Origin of the sequence: Shewanella sp. N2AIL, from assembly GCF_022690845.1 — a bacterium.
Lineage (GTDB): Bacteria > Pseudomonadota > Gammaproteobacteria > Enterobacterales > Shewanellaceae > Shewanella > Shewanella baltica.
The window spans coordinates 22,849-41,192 of sequence record NZ_JALBYT010000040.1; the positions used below are offsets into that span (position 1 = coordinate 22,849).

The window sequence follows — 18,344 nt, forward strand, 5'->3', positions numbered from 1 at the left end:
CTATCTCCTCAGACCTTAAGCTTTAACGGCAGGCTTGATAATCAAGTCGCCATTGGTAGCGCCAGGAACAGCGCCACGGACTAGTAGCAGGTTACGCTCAACATCTACACGAACTACAACTAGATTTTGAGTAGTAACACGCTCGGCACCCATATGGCCTGACATTTTTTTGCCTTTGAATACGCGACCAGGCGTTTGGTTCTGACCGATAGAACCATTCGAGCGGTGCGACAAAGAGTTACCGTGAGTCATATCTTGAGTACGGAAGTTCCAACGCTTAACGCCGCCTTGGAAGCCTTTACCTTTAGATTGACCAGTAACATCTACTTTCGCTACGTCTGCGAAAATATCAACATTTAGCTCAGCACCAACTTCAATGCCCTCGCCTTCACCGTCTACCAAACGCATTTCCCACAAACCACGACCGGCTTCAACGCCGCTCTTGGCAAAGTGACCTGCTTCTGGTTTAGTGATGCGATTGGCTTTTTTGGTGCCAGTTGTAACTTGAAGTGCACGGTAGCCGTCAGTTTCTAAAGTTTTCACTTGAGTAACACGGTTGCCTGCAACTTCAATTACAGTAACTGGTATTGAAACACCATCTTCAGTGAAGATGCGAGTCATACCAACTTTACGACCAATAAGACCGATAGCCATCTCTCAAACCTCTTCTTACTAGGATCTCAATTAACCCAAGCTAATCTGTACGTCGACACCAGCCGCAAGATCTAAACGCATTAACGCGTCTACAGTCTTTTCAGTTGGCTCTACGATGTCAACCAGGCGCTTGTGTGTACGTAATTCGTACTGGTCACGAGCATCTTTATTAACGTGCGGAGAGATCAAAATGGTATAACGCTCTTTACGCGTAGGTAGTGGAATTGGACCACGTACTTGAGCGCCTGTACGCTTAGCAGTTTCAACGATTTCCGCTGTAGATTGATCAATTAAGCGATGATCAAATCCCTTTAAGCGGATACGGATTCTTTGGTTCTGCATTGACCAGAGCTCCTAAAATGGACATATAAAAAATCACCCTCTAGCTTCTTCTATATAGAAAAGCAGAGCGAGATGATTTAACCGTTCGACTCCCAATCGGAGCCGCTATGATAATGATTAACTTAAGCGACTAATCATTTAATTCGTCAACCTAGGTCGACGAGGGGGCCATTATACCTATCTAAATCCGGATATCAAGCCCGCTGTGTAAATAGTCATCAAATAACTATTTAACTTCAGAGTGGCGAGCATTTTACACAAATTTGTGGATAAAACCAGCCCCTAAAACAAAAAAGGAAGCCGAAGCTTCCTTTTCAAACTAATCTCTATCGCTATTAAGCAATGATTTTAGCTACTACACCAGCACCTACTGTACGACCACCTTCACGGATTGCGAAGCGTAAACCTTCGTCCATCGCGATTGGGCAAATCAGAGTCACTACCATTTTGATGTTGTCGCCAGGCATTACCATCTCTACGCCTTCTGGCAGTTCGATAGTACCAGTCACGTCTGTTGTACGGAAGTAGAACTGTGGACGGTAGCCTTTGAAGAATGGAGTGTGACGTCCGCCTTCTTCTTTTGACAGAACATAAACTTCTGATTCAAAAGTAGTGTGTGGGTTGATTGAACCTGGTTTAGCCAATACTTGACCACGTTCTACGTCATCACGCTTAGTACCACGTAATAACACACCACAGTTCTCGCCTGCACGACCTTCGTCAAGCAGCTTACGGAACATTTCTACGCCAGTACACGTTGTTTTAGTCGTAGTGCGAACACCAACGATTTCAACTTCGTCACCCACTTTAACAATACCACGCTCAACACGGCCAGTTACTACAGTACCACGGCCAGAGATTGAGAATACGTCTTCGATTGGCAATAGGAACGGCTTATCGATGTCACGTTGTGGTTCTGGAATGTAAGAATCCAGTGCGTTAGCCAGTTCAATAATCTTAGCTTCCCACTCTGGTTGGCCTTCAAGCGCCTTCAGAGCTGAACCTTGGATTACTGGTAAGTCATCACCTGGGAAATCGTATTCTGACAGAAGTTCACGCACTTCCATTTCTACCAATTCCAGTAATTCTTCGTCATCTACCATGTCACATTTGTTCATGAACACGATGATGTACGGTACGCCAACCTGACGAGAAAGCAGGATGTGCTCACGAGTCTGTGGCATTGGACCGTCTGTTGAAGCTACTACTAAAATCGCGCCGTCCATCTGTGCAGCACCAGTGATCATGTTTTTAACATAGTCAGCATGGCCTGGGCAGTCTACGTGTGCGTAGTGACGAGTTGGAGTATCGTATTCGATGTGAGAGGTATTGATTGTAATACCGCGCTCACGCTCTTCTGGAGCGTTATCGATTTGAGAGAAGTCTTTAGCTTCGCCACCGTAGGTCTTAGCCAGTACGTGAGAGATAGCTGCAGTCAGTGTGGTTTTACCATGGTCAACGTGACCAATGGTGCCCACGTTTACGTGAGGCTTAATACGTTCAAATTTAGCTTTTGCCACGATATATTCCTTTCTTTTCAGAATAGTCCAGTCAGTGCTGGACCATAATAACATTTATGTCGTAACTGGATATTAGCTACGAGATTCAATAATCGCTTTTGCAATGTTTTGCGGTGCATCAGAGTACTTCAAAAACTCCATAGAGTATGAAGCGCGACCCTGTGTAGCAGAGCGCAAATCAGTTGCATAACCAAACATTTCAGAAAGAGGCACTACAGCATGGACTATTTTGATGCCACCAAAGCCATCATCCATCCCTTCAATCAAGCCACGACGACGGTTTAAATCACCAACGACGTCACCCATATAATTTTCAGGAGTAGTTACTTCGACTTTCATGCAAGGTTCGAGCAACGCCGGATTCGCTTCAAGCGCACCCTTTTTGAAGCCCATAGAACCTGCAATTTTGAACGCCATCTCATTCGAGTCCACATCATGATATGAACCGTCGAACAGAGTGACCTTCACGTCCAACACAGGGAAGCCAGCGAGAACGCCATTCTTCATCTGTTCTTGGATACCTTTATCAACCGCAGGAATGAATTCACGAGGAATCACACCTCCCACAACTGCATTGACAAATTCGTAACCAGCGCCTTCTTCATTAGGCTCTAGTTTTAACCAAACGTGACCGAATTGTCCACGACCACCTGATTGGCGTACAAATTTACCTTCAGCTTCTACTGATGCTCGGATAGTTTCGCGGTAGGCCACTTGTGGCTTACCTACGTTACATTCAACACCGAATTCGCGACGCATACGGTCAACGATGATGTCTAAGTGTAACTCACCCATACCCGAAATCAGAGTTTGTGATGATTCTTCGTCAGTTTCAACTCGGAATGATGGATCTTCCGCTGCAAGCTTTTGCAACGCGATACCCATTTTGTCCTGGTCTGCTTTTGACTTAGGCTCAACGGCAATGGTAATTACTGGCTCTGGGAACTCCATACGTTCCAAGATCACTCTATGATCGTTATCACAAAGCGTATCACCCGTAGTCACTTCTTTTAGACCAATCGCCGCTGCGATATCACCAGCACGGACTTCTTTCAGTTCAGTACGATCGTTTGCATGCATTTGCACCATACGACCTACGCGTTCACGCTTCTGTTTCACAGAGTTGTAAACGCCCGAACCTGATTCGAGTACGCCTGAGTACACGCGAATAAAGGTCAAAGTTCCTACGAATGGATCTGTAGCAATCTTAAATGCCAATGCAGCAAAAGGCGCATTGTCATCTGATGGGCGCTCTACTTCTTGGTCGTTCTCATCGATGCCCTTAATTGGAGGCACATCAATTGGCGCTGGCAAGAATTCAATAACCGCATCAAGTACCGCTTGAACGCCTTTGTTCTTAAATGCAGAACCACAAGTCGCTAAAACGATTTCATTATTTATAGTACGCTGACGTAGCGCCTTTTTAATCTCGTCTTCTGATAGCGTGCCTTCTTCAAGGTACTTATCCATAAGTTCATCCGAGGATTCGGCGGCTACTTCAACTAGATACTCATGCATTTCAGCCGCTTTAGCCGCTAACTCTGCAGGGATCTCCTCATAAGTGAAAGTCATACCCTGGTCTGATTCATTCCAGTTAATTGCTTTCATCTTGATTAAGTCGATCACGCCTTTGAAGTTTTCTTCTGCGCCAATATTCAATTGAATAGGCACACAAGTGGCTCCAAGACGAGTTCTAATTTGCTTCACTACACGTTCAAAGTCAGCACCTGCACGGTCCATCTTGTTGACAAATACTAAGCGTGGAACGCGGTATTTATCAGCTTGACGCCACACTGTTTCTGACTGAGGTTCAACACCAGATGAACCACAGAAAACGACAACAGCGCCGTCGAGGACGCGCAGAGACCGTTCAACTTCAATAGTAAAGTCAACGTGACCAGGGGTATCGATGATATTGATGCGGTGTTCAGTGAATTGAGCATCCATACCACGCCAGAATGTGGTTACCGCAGCCGAGGTGATAGTGATACCACGCTCTTGCTCTTGAACCATCCAGTCTGTGGTAGCGGCGCCGTCATGCACCTCACCGATTTTATGAGACAAACCGGTATAGAACAGAACACGTTCTGTTGTGGTGGTTTTACCTGCGTCAACATGAGCACAAATACCGATATTACGATAACGCTCAATTGGGGTTGTACGAGCCACGATTATACCCTCTCCACCAAGACCTAAGTCTTGGCAATATCAACAACTATGGTGTGGGCCTAAGCCCACACCATCATATTACCAACGGTAATGAGCAAAGGCTTTGTTAGCTTCAGCCATGCGATGCACGTCTTCACGCTTCTTAACAGCAGTACCTTTGTTTTCAGACGCATCCAGCATTTCACCTGCCAGACGTAAAGCCATAGATTTTTCACCACGCTTACGAGCAGCTTCAACTAACCAGCGCATCGCCAGTGCGTTACGACGCACAGGACGAACTTCACATGGTACCTGGTACGTAGAACCACCAACGCGACGAGATTTAACTTCGACTGATGGGCGAACGTTGTCCAGGGCTGCTTCAAGGATAGTCAGATGTGATTCGCTTTTCTTTTCAGCGACAACATCTAGTGCCTTGTAGATAATTTTTTCTGCAGTCGACTTTTTGCCGTCTTGCATAATGACGTTGATGAACTTAGCCAGCAACTCACTGTGAAACTTTGGATCTGGTAGGATTTTACGTTGTCCTACAACGCGACGTCTTGGCATAACAATTCTCCGTATGCTTCAGGGATTTCCAAAACTGGAATTCTCAAAATAAAACTAGCTTGGCCTTACTTAACGGATAAGTTAAGACTTAGGACGCTTAGCACCGTATTTAGAACGGCTTTGGCGACGTGAAGTCACGCCTGCACAGTCTAATGCGCCACGAATAGTGTGATAACGCACACCTGGTAAGTCTTTAACACGACCACCACGGATTAAGATCACGCTATGTTCCTGCAGGTTGTGGCCTTCACCGCCGATGTACGAAGTCACTTCGAAACCGTTAGTTAGACGCACACGAGCTACTTTACGTAGTGCAGAGTTAGGTTTTTTAGGGGTAGTTGTGTACACACGTGTACAAACACCACGTTTTTGCGGGCACGCATTCAACGCAGGCACGTTAGTCTTGTCGACTTTTGGCGCGCGTGGCTTACGTACCAACTGGTTTACAGTTGCCATGTATAGCTCCGAGTCAGTTGAATCAAACTCAACGATAAGGTGTGAAAAATCTATATCCCACAATGGTGGGACGCGGAATTTTAGAAAGGTAATGCCTGACTGTCAAGAAATAGCCAACTTTTGCGGCATATTATAAGAAAAAAGGCGCCTTAGGCGCCTTTTTATAACAAACTGATTACTTAATCTTGGCTACCAGCCAGGTTTAAGAGATCGGCCAAGTTCTGTTCGGCTTCACTTGCAGTGATCTTATTCACTACTACAGGTTCGTTTTTCTTCGCACGCGCTTCATTACGAGTCTTGTGATAAGCGTAACCAGTACCAGCTGGGATCAGTCGGCCAACGATAACGTTTTCTTTCAGACCACGTAATTGATCGCTCTTACCACCTACGGCGGCTTCGGTCAGTACGCGCGTAGTTTCTTGGAACGATGCTGCTGAGATAAAGGATTCTGTTGCCAGAGATGCTTTAGTAATACCCAGTAGCTCACGTTCGAAGGTCGCAGGCACTTTACCTTGGGCGATCAGTTCGCGGTTAGCGATCTTCACGCGTGACACTTCAGCTTGTTCCCCTTCGAGGAAGTCAGTGTCACCGGCAGAAGTGATAAGACACTTACGCAGCATCTGACGGATGATCACTTCGATATGCTTATCGTTGATCTTCACGCCTTGCAGACGGTAAACGTCCTGTACTTCGTTCACAATGTAGTTTGCTACATTGTGGATACCACGAAGACGCAGAATGTCGTGTGCCGCTTCTGGACCGTCAGCGATAACTTCACCACGTTCGACTTTTTCACCTTCGAACACGTTTAAGTTACGCCACTTAGGGATCATCTCTTCATAATGATCGCCGCCATCAGCAGGTGTAATCACCAAACGACGCTTACCTTTGGTCTCTTTACCAAACGAGATGGTACCAGAGATTTCCGCCAGAATAGCAGGCTCTTTTGGCTTACGCGCTTCGAACAAGTCAGCAACGCGTGGCAGACCACCGGTGATGTCGCGTGTTTTAGACGATTCCTGAGGAATACGAGCTAAAGCGTCACCCACATTGATTTGCGCGTTATCTTCCAAGTTAACGATCGCACTACCAGGTAAGAAGTACTGTGCTGGTACTTCAGTACCAGGGATCATCAAGTCAGCACCATTAGCGCCAAGCAGACGGATCATTGGGCGCATTTCTTTACCCGCAGTACCACGCTGACCAACGTCAAGGATCACGATTGATGACAGACCCGTTAGTTCGTCTGTTTGACGTGTCATAGTAACACCGTCAATCATGTCTACGAACTTGATACTACCCGCCACTTCAGAAATGATTGGGTGAGTATGTGGATCCCAGTTAGCGATAACATCGCCCGCTTCAACAGCGGCTTCTTCTAGCTTCTCGAGCACAGTACCGTATGGCACTTTATAACGCTCTTTCTCACGACCCAGCTCGTCAATAACGGCCAGTTCAGAAGAACGAGAAACGATAACCAGTTTGCCGTCACTGTTAGTAACATGCTTAGCATTATGCAGTTTCAATGAACCCGAGTTTTTCACTTGGACATTGTTTTCTGCAGACGCTCTCGATGCCGCACCACCGATGTGGAAGGTACGCATCGTTAACTGTGTACCTGGTTCACCGATAGATTGTGCTGCCACAACACCGATGGCTTCACCGTGGTTAATAATATGACCACGAGCCAAGTCACGACCGTAACAAGCTGCACACACACCGAAATCGGTATCACAAGAAATAACAGAACGTACAATGACTTCGTCAATTGAATGCTCTTCTAACTTGTCACACCATGCTTCGTCGAGTAGCGTGTTACGTGGTGCGAGTACGTCTTCAGTGCCTGGATAGAACACATCAATCGCAACTACACGACCCAGTACACGTTCACGTAACGGCTCAACCACATCACCACCTTCAATCAGCGGTTTCATGGTTAGACCTTCGTGAGTACCACAATCGTCTTCGATAACCACTAAATCTTGTGCAACGTCTACAAGACGACGAGTCAGGTAACCCGAGTTCGCTGTCTTCAATGCCGTATCGGCTAGACCTTTACGCGCACCGTGAGTAGAAATAAAGTACTGGAGTACGTTTAGACCTTCACGGAAGTTAGCGGTAATTGGCGTTTCGATGATTGAGCCATCTGGCTTAGCCATCAGACCACGCATACCCGCCAACTGACGGATCTGTGCGGCACTACCACGAGCGCCTGAGTCAGCCATCATATAGATGCTGTTAAACGAGGCTTGTTTCTCTTCAACACCATCACGGTTAATCACTGTCTCAGTTGACAGGTTTTCCATCATAGCTTTAGAAACTTTTTCGTTGGCACTTGCCCAGATATCGATAACTTTGTTGTAACGCTCACCGGCTGTTACTAAACCAGATTGGAACTGCTCTTGAATTTCAAGAACTTCCGCTTCTGCATCAGCAACTAAGGTGTATTTCTCGTCTGGAATAACCATGTCATCGATACCTACAGAGGCACCAGAGATGGTTGCAAAACGGAAACCGGTATACATCAATTGGTCAGCGAAGATAACAGTATCTTTCAGACCCAGTTGACGATAACAAGTGTTCAACAGTTTAGAGATCTGCTTTTTGCCCATGTTCTGGTTAACCAGATCAAATGACAAACCTGCTGGCAGAATAAGTGACAGCAGTGCACGACCCACAGTCGTATCAACGATACGGCGTTGTTCAGTACGTTCACCAGTGTCACCAATAATGGTTTCAGTGATACGTACTTTAACGCGGGCATGCAGTTCAGCAGCGCCAGTTGCGTAAGCTTTTTCAACTTCAGCAACAGACATAAATGCCATACCTTCACCACGGCCGTTAATACGCTCACGGCTGGTGTAGTACAGACCCAATACCACGTCTTGAGACGGTGTGATAACAGGCTCGCCGTTAGCTGGTGACAGGATGTTGTTGGTAGACATCATCAGGGCACGGGCTTCAAGCTGCGCTTCCAGTGTTAACGGTACGTGTACCGCCATTTGGTCACCGTCGAAGTCGGCGTTGTATGCCGCACAAACGAGTGGGTGTAACTGGATTGCTTTACCTTCAATCAGTACTGGTTCGAACGCTTGGATACCCAGTCTGTGCAGTGTTGGTGCACGGTTGAGCATCACTGGATGTTCGCGGATCACTTCATCCAGAACGTCCCATACTTCCGCCACTTCACGCTCAACCATCTTCTTAGCCGCTTTGATGGTAGTAGCTAAGCCACGACCTTCAAGCTTGCCATAGATGAATGGCTTGAACAGTTCCAGTGCCATCTTCTTAGGAAGACCACATTGGTGCAGACGTAGAGTAGGACCTACGGTAATTACCGAACGACCAGAATAGTCGACGCGCTTACCCAATAAGTTCTGACGGAAACGACCTTGCTTACCTTTGATCATATCGGCCAAAGATTTCAGAGGACGTTTGTTAGAACCGGTAATAGCACGACCACGACGACCGTTATCTAATAGCGCATCAACAGACTCTTGTAACATACGCTTTTCGTTGCGTACGATAATGTCTGGCGCAGCTAAATCTAACAGACGCTTCAAACGGTTGTTACGGTTGATCACGCGGCGATACAGGTCGTTAAGATCTGAGGTCGCGAAGCGGCCGCCATCGAGCGGAACCAACGGACGTAAGTCAGGTGGTAACACAGGCAGTACTTTTAAGATCATCCACTCAGGCTTGTTGCCTGAAGTGTAGAATGCTTCCATCAACTTAAGACGTTTAGTCACTTTCTTGCGACGAGTCTCAGAGTTGATTGAAGGCAATTCTTCACGCATTTGTTCGATTTCTTTCGCTAAATCGATAGCACGTAACAGTTCAAGCACTGCTTCGGCACCCATTTTAGCTTCGAACTCATCACCGTATTCTTCTAATGCATCCAGATAAGTTTCTTCTGTCAGCATTTGGCCACGTTCAAGGCTGGTCATGCCAGGCTCGATCACGACAAATGATTCAAAATACAGTACGCGTTCGATATCACGCAGCGTCATATCCAGCATTAAGCCAATACGTGACGGTAGTGATTTTAAGAACCAAATGTGCGCAACTGGGCTAGCCAGTTCGATGTGACCCATACGCTCACGACGTACTTTAGTTTGGGTTACTTCAACGCCACACTTTTCACAAATAACACCACGGTGCTTCAAACGTTTGTACTTACCGCACAAACATTCGTAATCTTTGACTGGGCCAAAGATACGCGCACAGAACAGACCTTCACGCTCAGGCTTGAAGGTACGGTAGTTGATGGTTTCTGGCTTCTTAACTTCACCAAAAGACCAAGAACGGATCAGATCAGGCGATGCCAGACCAATTTTGATGCCGTTAAATTCTTCAGTCTTGCTTTGCTGTTTCAGAAACTTTAATAAGTCTTTCACGTTTCTCTCCTGAAGGAGTTAAACCGGGTGCTCCGCTCGCACGGAGCACCATTCTGTTTGCCAAACGCGGCTAAAGGCCTGCGCTTATGCCTGATCCAACTCGATATTAATACCGAGTGAACGGATCTCCTTCAGTAACACGTTGAAGGACTCTGGCATGCCAGGTTGCATCTGATGGTTACCGTCGACGATGTTCTTATACATCTGAGTACGACCGTTAACGTCATCCGATTTAACAGTGAGCATTTCTTGAAGCGTATAAGCGGCACCGTATGCTTCTAGTGCCCACACTTCCATCTCACCGAAACGCTGACCACCGAACTGAGCTTTACCGCCCAGTGGTTGTTGAGTCACTAAGCTGTACGAACCGGTAGAACGGGCGTGCATCTTGTCATCAACTAAGTGGTTCAGTTTGAGCATGTACATGTAACCAACAGTTACTTGACGCTCAAATTCGTTACCGGTACGACCATCAAACAACTTCAACTGACCAGAGGTTGGCAAACCTGCAAGTTCAAGCATCTGCTTGATCTCTTTCTCTTTAGCACCATCGAATGCAGGAGTTGCAATCGGGATACCGCCTTTCAGGTTAGTCGCAAGACGTAATACTTCATCATCAGTGAATGAATCGATATCGACGCGCTGTTGCACTTCGTCACCTAATTCATAAACTTGTTTGATGTAGCCACGAACTTCAGCCAGCTCACGCTGTTCTTCAAGCATCGCAGTGATCTTGTTACCAATACCTTTGGCAGCGGCGCCCATATGGACTTCAAGTACCTGACCAATGTTCATACGTGATGGAACACCTAGTGGGTTCAATACGATGTCTACTGGGTTACCTTGTTCGTCATACGGCATGTCTTCGATTGGGCAAATCTTAGAGATAACACCCTTGTTACCGTGACGACCCGCCATCTTGTCACCAGGTTGGATAGTACGCTTAACAGCTAAGTAAACCTTAACGATCTTGAGTACGCCTGGAGCCAAGTCATCACCTTGGGTGATCTTGCGACGTTTGATTTCAAACTTCTTATCGAAGTCAGCTTTCAGCTCTTCATGCTGTTCAGCCAATTGCTCAAGTTCAGTTTGTTTAGTTTCATCGTCAATGACTTGAATCAAAACATCTTTACGTGGCAAGGCAGCAATTTGCGCGTCAGTGAAACCAGCACCGATTAACAAGTTACGCGCACGGCTCAATACACCTTCTTCAAGGATCTTGAACTCTTCGCCTAAGTCTTTACGAGCTTGGGCAATGTGCATCTCTTCGATTTCAACTGCACGCTTGTCTTTCTCAACGCCGTCACGGGTAAATACCTGAACGTCGATGATAGTACCCTTAACAGAGTTAGGTACACGCAGTGAACTGTCTTTAACGTCAGACGCTTTCTCACCGAAGATAGCTCGCAATAACTTCTCTTCTGGCGTTAGCTGTGTTTCGCCTTTTGGCGTCACTTTACCAACCAGAATATCGCCGCCCTTCACTTCTGCACCAATGTAAACGATACCTGACTCGTCGAGTTTCGACAGAGCAGACTCACCTACGTTTGGAATATCAGCCGTGATTTCTTCGCTACCCAACTTAGTATCACGAGCAATACAAGACAGCTCCTGAATATGGATAGTGGTGAAGCGGTCTTCTTGCGCTACGCGCTCAGAAATTAAGATCGAATCTTCGAAGTTGTAACCGTTCCAAGGCATGAACGCGATACGCATGTTCTGGCCAAGGGCTAAGTCACCTAAGTCAGTAGACGGACCGTCTGCTAACACGTCACCGCGAACCACTGGCTCACCAACTGAACAACAAGGACGTTGGTTGATACAAGTGTTTTGGTTAGAACGGGTATACTTAGTCAGGTTATAAATGTCGATACCGGCTTCGCCTGGGCGCAGCTCATCTTCATTTACTTTAACAACGATACGGCTCGCATCAACGTAGTCAATGAAGCCACCACGCTTAGCAACAACCACAACACCTGAGTCAACAGCGAGTGTACGTTCAATACCAGTACCTACTAGCGGCTTTTCAGAGCGCAGTGTTGGTACGGCTTGACGTTGCATGTTCGCACCCATCAATGCACGGTTAGCATCATCGTGTTCTAAGAACGGGATGAGCGACGCAGCAACTGAAATGATCTGTTGTGGCGAAACGTCCATATACTGGATGTCAGCAGCGCGCATAAAGGTAGATTCACCTTTATGACGACAAGCAATTTGCTCTTCTGCCATACGACCGTTCGCGTCAACTTCAATGTTCGCCTGTGCGATCACATAACGACCTTCTTCGATTGCTGACAAGTATTCCACTTCGTCAGTAATCACGCCGTCGATAACCTTGCGGTATGGCGTTTCTAGGAAGCCGTATGAGTTAGTACGGGCAAAGCTTGCTAATGAGTTGATTAGACCAATGTTTGGACCTTCAGGGGTCTCAATTGGACATAAACGACCATAATGCGTTGGATGTACGTCGCGGACTTCGAAGCCTGCACGTTCACGAGTCAAACCACCAGGGCCAAGAGCAGAAATACGGCGCTTATGCGTTACTTCTGACAGCGGGTTGTTTTGGTCCATGAATTGTGACAGCTGAGATGAACCGAAGAACTCTTTCACTGCAGCAGAAATTGGCTTAGCGTTAATCAAGTCTTGTGGCATCAGCTCGTTCAGATCGCCTAAAGATAGACGTTCACGCACGGCGCGCTCAACACGGACTAAACCTACGCGGAATTGGTTTTCAGCCATTTCACCGACGCTACGAATACGACGGTTGCCTAAGTGATCGATATCATCGACTTCGTCGAAACCGTTACGGATATGAATGATATTCTTCATTACCGCGACGATGTCTTCTTTAGACAATACACCGCTACCTTCGTCATCAGGAATGCTGAGACGACGGTTGAACTTCATACGACCGACTTTAGACAGGTCATAACGCTCTTCACTGAAGAACAAGTTCTGGAATAGTGCTTCGGCAGCATCTTTGGTTGGTGGCTCGCCAGGACGCATCATACGATAGATCTCAACCAGCGCTTCTAAGCGGTTAGTGGTTGAATCGATACGCAGCGTATCTGAAATATAAGCACCATGATCTAGCTCGTTGATATACAAGGTGCTGAGTTCTTTAATACCGGCCAATGATAATTTAGCTAGATCTTCTAGGCTAATTTCACTGTTGGCAGAGACTAAAACTTCCCCTGTATCCGGATCGATATAATCCTGAGCAGCATATTTGCCCACGATATATTCAACTGGCACTTCGAGCTCAGTGGTATTGGTTTTTTCTAATTGGCGAATGTGGCGCGCAGTGATACGACGACCGGCTTCAACCAATACAGAACCTTCAGCATCCTTGATGTCATAGCTGGCAGTTTCGCCACGCAGACGCTCAGGAACCAAGGCCATAACCAGAGTATCTTTCTTGATCTTGAACTCAACGCGTTCAAAGAATAGATCGAGGATCTCTTGAGTAGAATACTCTAATGCACGTAACATGATGGTCGCAGGCAATTTGCGGCGACGGTCAATACGCACAAATAGTGCATCTTTAGGATCGAATTCAAAGTCAAGCCATGAACCACGGTAAGGAATAATACGTGCGTTATACAGCACCTTACCTGATGAGTGGGTTTTACCACGGTCATGATCAAAGAACACGCCTGGAGAACGATGTAATTGAGATACGATTACACGCTCAGTACCATTGATAACAAAAGTACCGTTATCCGTCATCAATGGGATATCACCCATGTAGACTTCTTGTTCTTTAATATCTTTTACTGTGCCCGCCGCTGCTTCACGGTCATACAACACCATGCGTAATTTAACGCGTAGTGGAGCTGAGTACGTAACACCACGGATCTGACACTCTTTCACATCAAAAACAGGCTCGCCAAGCTTATAGCTGACGTATTGCAGTTCTGAATTACCAGAAAAGCTCTTGATGGGAAAAACGCTACGGAAGGCGGCTTCTAAACCGCGCTCACCGGTAGGATCTTGATCGGTGAACTTCTTAAAAGAGTCTAGCTGGATAGACAATAAATAAGGGATATCCAAAACTTTTGGACGCTTACCAAAGTCTTTGCGAATACGCTTCTTTTCAGAATAGGAGTAAACCATGGGTTTCCTCTGCTTACGAGATGTGACCAAGACTGAATAAATAACTTATGTTATTAAATTCAGCACGTTTGCCCATCACCGTTGATGGCAAGAACCTAACCAGTAATCTCTGCTAGGGACTGCAAAATTTGGCGACAAACGGTGAAAAAAAATCGCCAGCGCATATAGCGCAAAAAAGGCCGACGGTTAAAAAACCGCCAGCCTCCACCCAAGTGGCTTGGGTGAGCAAGCTAAATAATAGCTTACTTGATTTCTACAGAAGCACCAGCTTCAGTAAGTTCTTTCTTCAGAGCTTCAGCTTCTTCTTTAGAAACGCCTTCTTTAACTGCTACTGGAGCAGCTTCAGACATAGCTTTAGCTTCTTTCAGGCCTAAACCTGTTGCGCCACGGATTGCTTTAATAACAGCAACTTTGTTGTCGCCGTGAGCAGTCAGAACTACGTTGAATTCTGTTTGTTCTTCAACAACAGCAGCTTCAGCACCGCCAGAAACAACGGCAGCAGCAGCAGAAACGCCGAACTTCTCTTCCATTGCTTCAATTAGTTCAACAACTTCCATTACAGACATAGCTGCAAAGGCTTCTAAGATTTGGTCTTTAGTGATAGACATAACAAATGTTTCCTATTGTTCTGAATTCAATTTTATTAAGCAGCCAGCTTGAAATTAAGCGGCTTCTTGTTTTTGATCGCGCAGGGCGGCCAGTGTACGAACGAACTTGCCAGCAGATGCTTCTTTCATAGTCATCATTAACTGAGCTAGTGCTTCTTCGTATGTTGGCAGTTTCGCCAAACGATCAATTTCAGCTGCAGGGATGAAATTCCCTTCAAAGGCTGCGCCTTTAACTTCGAAGTTAGCTTGTTCTTTAGCAAAGTCTTTTAAAAGACGTGCTGCAGCACCTGGGTGCTCTAAAGAAAAAGCGATCAAAGTTGGGCCAGTGAACGTCTCTGCTAGGCACTCAAAAGCAGTACCTTCAACAGCACGACGAGCCAATGTGTTACGTACTACACGTACATATACACCAGCTTCGCGAGCTTTTTTACGCAGACCGGTCATAGCACCTACAGTCACACCGCGAGAATCAGCGGCAACTGCAGATAGCGCACCTTTGGCAGCTTCGTTGACTTCAGCAACAATCGCTTTTTTGTCTTCGAGTCTTAATGCCATTGGCTTTACTCCTGGATTCTACCTAGGGTATTCCCTAGTATTTACCATACTAAATACTTATGTATTTAGTGACTTACGGTGCAGATTATCCAGTAAAAAAATTTAGCTGGGGCCTGACACCGTCTACGCAGGAAATTAAGTTATTTTTACAAAAAACACCTGCGGTCTTGGACGGAAACCTGAGTTAAACACCGCCTAAACGGAGGATAAAACAGGCTTCAACCCACAAAGTGCGCGCATTATAGACTAATGCACGCGCTTTGTAAAATTATACGGTTGTTTCAAGCGTAGCTTGATCAACTGCAACACCTGCACCCATAGTGGTAGAGATGCTGATCTTTTTCACGAAAATGCCTTTAGCAACTGCAGGCTTAGCCTTTTTCAGTGCTGACACTAACGCTTCCAAGTTTTCTTTCAATTGAACTGGTGTGAAATCCACTTTACCGATAGTAGTGTGGATAATACCGTTCTTGTCGTTACGGTAACGAACTTGACCAGCCTTGGCATTCTTAACAGCTTCAGCAACGTTTGGCGTTACTGTACCTGTTTTAGGGTTAGGCATTAAACCACGTGGGCCTAAGATTTGACCTAACATACCAACAACGCGCATTGCATCTGGAGATGCGATAACCACGTCAAAGTTCATTTCACCGGCTTTGATTTTCTCAGCCAGATCATCCATACCAACTAGCTCAGCGCCAGCTGCTTTAGCAGCTTCAGCATTTGCACCTTGTGTAAATACTGCAACGCGAACGTCACGACCAGTACCGTGTGGCAACACTGTTGCACCACGAACGTTTTGGTCAGATTTACGTGGGTCGATACCCAGGTTAACTGCTACGTCTACACTTTCAACGAATTTTGCAGTTGCTAATTCTTTTAACAGAGCAACAGCTTCGTTGATATCGTAGCTTTTAGTACCGTCAACTTTCTCGCGAATTACGCGCATGCGTTTAGTTAGCTTTGCCATTATATTAATCCTCTACAACCAAACCCATTGAACGCGCAGTACCTTCGATTGAGCGAGTCATCGCTTCAATGTCAGCACCAGTCATATCGGCAGCTTTAAGTTCAGCAATTTCTTGAACTTTAGCGCGAGCGATAGTACCCACTTTCTGAGTGTTTGGACGTGGAGAACCTGATTTCAGGCCTGCAGCAGTCTTCAGTAAGTAAGACGCTGGAGAAGTCTTGGTTTCAAAAGTGAATGAACGGTCACTGTATACAGTGATCACGACTGGAATAGGCATGCCTTTTTCCATTTTTTCTGTACGGGCGTTAAACGCTTTACAGAATTCCATGATGTTCACACCTTTTTGACCCAAAGCTGGACCAACTGGTGGTGACGGGTTCGCAGAACCTGATTTTACTTGTAGCTTAATATAAGCATCAATCTTCTTTGCCATCTGACATTTCCTCAGTTTGGGTTCAAACGCGCATCAGCGACATGCTGACGTGCTCCCCCGAAAACAACGGGGACGAATTATATAGAAATTCGCCCCCGTTGCCAAACGGATTTTGTATTTTATTTAATCAGCCTTTTTCAACTTGACTGAAATCAAGTTCAACAGGCGTAGAACGACCAAAGATCATTACTGATACTTTTACGCGGCTCTTGTCATAATCCACTTCTTCAACGGTACCGTTAAAGTCAGCAAATGGACCATCACACACACGAACCAATTCACCTGGCTCAAATATGGTTCTATGAGTCGGTGACGCTGTCGTTTCTTGTAAGCGACGCAGAATTGCATCCGCTTCTTTATCTGAAATTGGGGCAGGACGATCAGACGTTCCGCCAATAAAGCCTAAAACACGCGGGATGCTTTTGACTAAATGCCAGCTGTCATCGTTCATTTCCATCTGGACTAACACATAGCCAGGGAAAAATTTACGTTCGCTCTTGCGACGCTGACCTGCACGCATTTCAATGACTTCTTCAGTCGGAACCAATACTTCACCGAAGTATTCTTCCATGCCGTGCATCTTAATGTATTCAATCAGTGACTTACAAACTCGGCCTTCATAGCCTGAGAATGCCTGCACTACATACCATCTTTTTTTAGCTTCTTTAGCTTCAGTCATTCGAGGTGCCTATACGCCAGTGATAAAATTGACAATTCGCATTAACACAGCATCCATACCCCAAAGGATAAGAGCTAAGATACCTGTTGCTGCAAGGACAATAAAAGTGGTGTTTAGCGCTTCTTGACGCGTCGGCCATACAACCTTGCGCACTTCGATATGCGCTTCACGGGCAAAAGCTAACGCTTTTTTACCTTTTACAGTCTGGAGCGCAATAAAACCAGCAATAGCGAATGCAACGATAACACTAAGCGCACGTATGACGGCACTGGCTTCGCTATACATTTGATTGCCAATAACAGCAGCGGCTAGCAATACAATCACTAAACCCCACTTCACGATATCCAGAGAATTGTTCTGGTTTTCAGTATTTGTTGTCATCGGTTTTTCCGTTACTCAATACGGCCTGAGCTTAGAGCACATTAATTGACGGGCATAATTCCCACATCATACTCTGCATTTCCGAACACCCTTAGAAACGCAAAATAGCATAAGCTCAGGGTCAAAAATCGGCCATAGATTGTATTCTTATTCGACTTTGTAAGCAAGGATGCGAATCCCATGCAAACCACAAAACCTATGAAATAATCCACTTAAACAAAAAAGGAAGCCGAAGCTTCCTTTTCAAACTAATCTCTATCGCTATTAAGCAATGATTTTAGCTACTACACCAGCACCTACTGTACGACCACCTTCACGGATTGCGAAGCGTAAACCTTCGTCCATCGCGATTGGGCAAATCAGAGTAACTACCATTTTGATGTTGTCACCAGGCATTACCATCTCTACGCCTTCTGGCAGTTCGATAGTACCAGTCACGTCTGTTGTACGGAAGTAGAACTGTGGACGGTAGCCTTTGAAGAATGGAGTGTGACGTCCGCCTTCTTCTTTTGACA

General features: G+C 46.0%; 14 protein-coding genes and 1 pseudogene. All 15 read right to left on the minus strand.

Translation table 11 applies throughout. From position 1 onward, the window contains the following. Positions 1-15: 15 nt before the first annotated feature. A complete protein-coding gene (gene rplC / locus MO387_RS18740; RefSeq protein ID WP_006083600.1) occupies positions 16-654 on the minus strand; it encodes a 50S ribosomal protein L3 in 639 nt (212 codons plus the stop codon). A gap of 30 nt (positions 655-684) precedes the next feature. After that, positions 685-996, minus strand: a complete 312-nt coding sequence (gene rpsJ / locus MO387_RS18745) for a 30S ribosomal protein S10 (protein WP_006083601.1) — start codon at positions 994-996, stop codon at positions 685-687. A gap of 335 nt (positions 997-1,331) precedes the next feature. After that, positions 1,332-2,516: an elongation factor Tu gene (tuf, locus tag MO387_RS18750; protein ID WP_006087508.1), complete on the minus strand. Its 1,185-nt coding sequence runs from the start codon at positions 2,514-2,516 to the stop codon at positions 1,332-1,334. Positions 2,517-2,588: 72 nt separating this feature from the next. Next, positions 2,589-4,685 carry an elongation factor G gene (gene fusA / locus MO387_RS18755; protein ID WP_107949761.1) on the minus strand — a complete coding sequence of 699 codons (2,097 nt, stop codon included), beginning with the start codon at positions 4,683-4,685 and terminating at the stop codon, positions 2,589-2,591. Between the two features lie 78 nt (positions 4,686-4,763). Continuing rightward, positions 4,764-5,234, minus strand: coding sequence for a 30S ribosomal protein S7 (gene rpsG, locus MO387_RS18760; protein ID WP_006083604.1), 471 nt, complete (start codon positions 5,232-5,234; stop codon positions 4,764-4,766). 81 nt (positions 5,235-5,315) lie between these two features. Beyond that, positions 5,316-5,690 carry a 30S ribosomal protein S12 gene (gene rpsL / locus MO387_RS18765; protein ID WP_006083605.1) on the minus strand — a complete coding sequence of 125 codons (375 nt, stop codon included), beginning with the start codon at positions 5,688-5,690 and terminating at the stop codon, positions 5,316-5,318. A gap of 179 nt (positions 5,691-5,869) precedes the next feature. After that, positions 5,870-10,087, minus strand: coding sequence for a DNA-directed RNA polymerase subunit beta' (gene rpoC, locus MO387_RS18770; protein WP_107949763.1), 4,218 nt, complete (start codon positions 10,085-10,087; stop codon positions 5,870-5,872). Between the two features lie 84 nt (positions 10,088-10,171). After that, positions 10,172-14,203, minus strand: coding sequence for a DNA-directed RNA polymerase subunit beta (gene rpoB, locus MO387_RS18775; RefSeq protein WP_107949766.1), 4,032 nt, complete (start codon positions 14,201-14,203; stop codon positions 10,172-10,174). Between the two features lie 242 nt (positions 14,204-14,445). Further along, entirely contained in the window at positions 14,446-14,811 is a 366-nt protein-coding gene (gene rplL, locus MO387_RS18780; protein WP_006083608.1) for a 50S ribosomal protein L7/L12, read from the minus strand. A gap of 54 nt (positions 14,812-14,865) precedes the next feature. Further along, a complete protein-coding gene (gene rplJ / locus MO387_RS18785) occupies positions 14,866-15,366 on the minus strand; it encodes a 50S ribosomal protein L10 (protein WP_006083609.1) in 501 nt (166 codons plus the stop codon). 268 nt (positions 15,367-15,634) lie between these two features. Then, on the minus strand, positions 15,635-16,336 hold the full coding sequence (gene rplA / locus MO387_RS18790; protein ID WP_006083610.1) for a 50S ribosomal protein L1: 702 nt from the start codon (positions 16,334-16,336) through the stop codon (positions 15,635-15,637). 4 nt (positions 16,337-16,340) lie between these two features. Further along, positions 16,341-16,769 carry a 50S ribosomal protein L11 gene (gene rplK, locus MO387_RS18795; protein ID WP_006083611.1) on the minus strand — a complete coding sequence of 143 codons (429 nt, stop codon included), beginning with the start codon at positions 16,767-16,769 and terminating at the stop codon, positions 16,341-16,343. Between the two features lie 127 nt (positions 16,770-16,896). Then, positions 16,897-17,448, minus strand: a complete 552-nt coding sequence (gene nusG / locus MO387_RS18800; protein ID WP_006083612.1) for a transcription termination/antitermination protein NusG — start codon at positions 17,446-17,448, stop codon at positions 16,897-16,899. A 9-nt stretch (positions 17,449-17,457) separates the two neighbouring features. Beyond that, a complete protein-coding gene (secE, locus tag MO387_RS18805; protein ID WP_006083613.1) occupies positions 17,458-17,829 on the minus strand; it encodes a preprotein translocase subunit SecE in 372 nt (123 codons plus the stop codon). A 264-nt stretch (positions 17,830-18,093) separates the two neighbouring features. Continuing rightward, positions 18,094-18,344 (minus strand): annotated as a pseudogene (tuf, locus tag MO387_RS18810) (elongation factor Tu); the annotation flags it as partial.

Coding starts and splice junctions, on each gene's coding strand:
- rplJ (WP_006083609.1), bottom strand. CDS start 15,366: ATGGCATTAAGACTCGAAGACAAAAAAGCGATTGTTGCTGAAGTCAAC.
- rplL (WP_006083608.1), bottom strand. CDS start 14,811: ATGTCTATCACTAAAGACCAAATCTTAGAAGCCTTTGCAGCTATGTCT.
- rplA (WP_006083610.1), bottom strand. CDS start 16,336: ATGGCAAAGCTAACTAAACGCATGCGCGTAATTCGCGAGAAAGTTGAC.
- nusG (WP_006083612.1), bottom strand. CDS start 17,448: ATGACTGAAGCTAAAGAAGCTAAAAAAAGATGGTATGTAGTGCAGGCA.
- rplC (WP_006083600.1), bottom strand. CDS start 654: ATGGCTATCGGTCTTATTGGTCGTAAAGTTGGTATGACTCGCATCTTC.
- rplK (WP_006083611.1), bottom strand. CDS start 16,769: ATGGCAAAGAAGATTGATGCTTATATTAAGCTACAAGTAAAATCAGGT.
- rpsL (WP_006083605.1), bottom strand. CDS start 5,690: ATGGCAACTGTAAACCAGTTGGTACGTAAGCCACGCGCGCCAAAAGTC.
- rpoB (WP_107949766.1), bottom strand. CDS start 14,203: ATGGTTTACTCCTATTCTGAAAAGAAGCGTATTCGCAAAGACTTTGGT.
- secE (WP_006083613.1), bottom strand. CDS start 17,829: ATGACAACAAATACTGAAAACCAGAACAATTCTCTGGATATCGTGAAG.
- rpsJ (WP_006083601.1), bottom strand. CDS start 996: ATGCAGAACCAAAGAATCCGTATCCGCTTAAAGGGATTTGATCATCGC.
- rpsG (WP_006083604.1), bottom strand. CDS start 5,234: ATGCCAAGACGTCGCGTTGTAGGACAACGTAAAATCCTACCAGATCCA.